The organism is Cyanobium sp. LEGE 06113 (genome assembly GCF_015207615.1).
Genome location: NZ_JADEWM010000018.1, coordinates 1 through 1,764 on the forward strand (window position 1 = coordinate 1; position 1,764 = coordinate 1,764).

Consider the following 1,764-nt stretch of genomic DNA (forward strand, 5'->3'; position numbering starts at 1 on the left):
GGCCAACCACGGCATCTCCGGCGACCCCGGCGTCATCGCCAACAACTACATCGACTACGCCATCAGCGCCCTCGTCTGATTCCTGCTCAGGACTCAGCCGCAACCGCAACCCAAACATCCCTTCCCCCCCAAAGGGGGGATCGGCTCCCTCGCCCCCATCTGGGGGCTTTTGCTTGGCCACACTCCAAACGGGCTTCCAGGCAGAGAGGCGGTCAGCCGGGCCAGACAATCTGCCCGCAGGGCGGGGGCTGTGAAGATTGCCTTAGGGCTTGAGTGATAAGCCTGAACCACCCATAGGCTTTCTCGACATGCGCCGGCGTTTCGGCGCAGCCTCCCTCAGCCAGCCGCCATGACCCTCGTCAACGCCTCTCACCTCGGAATCGAACGCTTCAGCGGTGATCGCAACAAAGAGAACTGGAGCGTCAGCTCCCAACAGGACAAGGCCAGCCTGGTGCGGGCTGTCTACAGGCAGGTACTGGGCAATCAATACATCATGGACAGCGAAAGGCTCACACAGCCGGAATCGCTGTTCAGGCACAACTTATTGACCGTGCGCGAGTTTGTGCGGCAAGTGGCCAAGAGCGGCCTCTACCGCAGCAAGTTCTTTGAGAACTGTAATCCCTATCATTTCATTGAGCTGAACCACAAGCATCTGCTGGGGCGGGCTCCCAACGACAAAGCAGAAATGCTGCACCACTTCACAATTCTCCAGAACGAAGGTGTTGATGCGGAAATCGATTCCTACATCGACAGCCCTGAGTACCAGCAACGCTTCGGCGAAGAGGTTGTTCCCTTCGTGCATGGCTGGGACTACTCCAGCGGTCAGCAGGGCCGGCAGTTCTCCTGGCTGATGCAGCTCGCCCGTGGCGTGGCCGCCTCGGTGAAGGGCGACACCTCGGGCACCAACTTCCGCCTGGGCAAAGCGCTTCACCAGGATCGGGCCGTGCCGGTGGTGAGCCCTAACGCCAAGGGAGCCGGCTACCAGCCCACCCAGGTGCCGAACGAATCGATCACCAGCATGGCCCGCGGCATCGGCCAGAAGGCTCGGGTGTACCGCATTGAGGTCACCGGGCTCACCAACTACCGCCTGCACAAGCGCGCCAGCACCGCCCGCTTCGTGACCTTCGACAAGATGCTGGAAACCCAGCAGATGATTCACCGCCAGGGCGGCCGCGTGGCCAGCGTGACACCGGTCAACTGAGCCGACTGCAAGGGCGGGGCCAGGCCAGGGGCTCCAGGGGTTGGGGACTGGGAAAAGGGCTGAGGGTGATCACCGCGGTGACCATTCGTAAAGCTGGCTCCCGCTCCCGGCCCCTCTCCCCAACAATGGACAGGTGTTTTGGCCTCCGTGCCTGCAACGCCACCTCAACCGCGGCAGTGACCCACCCCTCACCGCATGCCGGTTGGCTTCCTTTGCAGCCGCAACGCCTGGTGCCCCAACTTCCCCACCGCCCGAAGTCACCCAGAAGCTTCGGGCCATGGAGAGCGCGGGCAGAGCGGAGCTCTCCAGGCTGATCTGGTCAGGCCTGACCCATACCACCACTGTCCGACACTTCGTCGCCAATCAGGAGTTTTACCCATGTTCGACGCCTTCACCAAGGTTGTAGCCCAGGCTGATGCCCGGGGCGAATTCATCAACGCCGGCCAGATTGATGCCCTCGCTGCCATGGTGGCCGAGAGCAACAAGCGCATGGACACGGTGAACCGCATCACCTCCAACGCTTCCAAAATCGTCACCAACGCTGCTCGCGATCTCTTCGATTC

Annotated in this window: 1 protein-coding gene and 1 pseudogene; both read left to right on the plus strand. The window is 62.0% G+C overall.

The genetic code is table 11. The features are described 5' to 3' along the window. Positions 1-349: 349 nt before the first annotated feature. On the plus strand, positions 350-1,201 hold the full coding sequence (locus IQ220_RS15375) for a phycobilisome rod-core linker polypeptide (protein WP_186697241.1): 852 nt from the start codon (positions 350-352) through the stop codon (positions 1,199-1,201). 378 nt (positions 1,202-1,579) lie between these two features. After that, a pseudogene (locus IQ220_RS15380) lies at positions 1,580-1,764 on the plus strand (phycocyanin subunit beta); the annotation flags it as partial.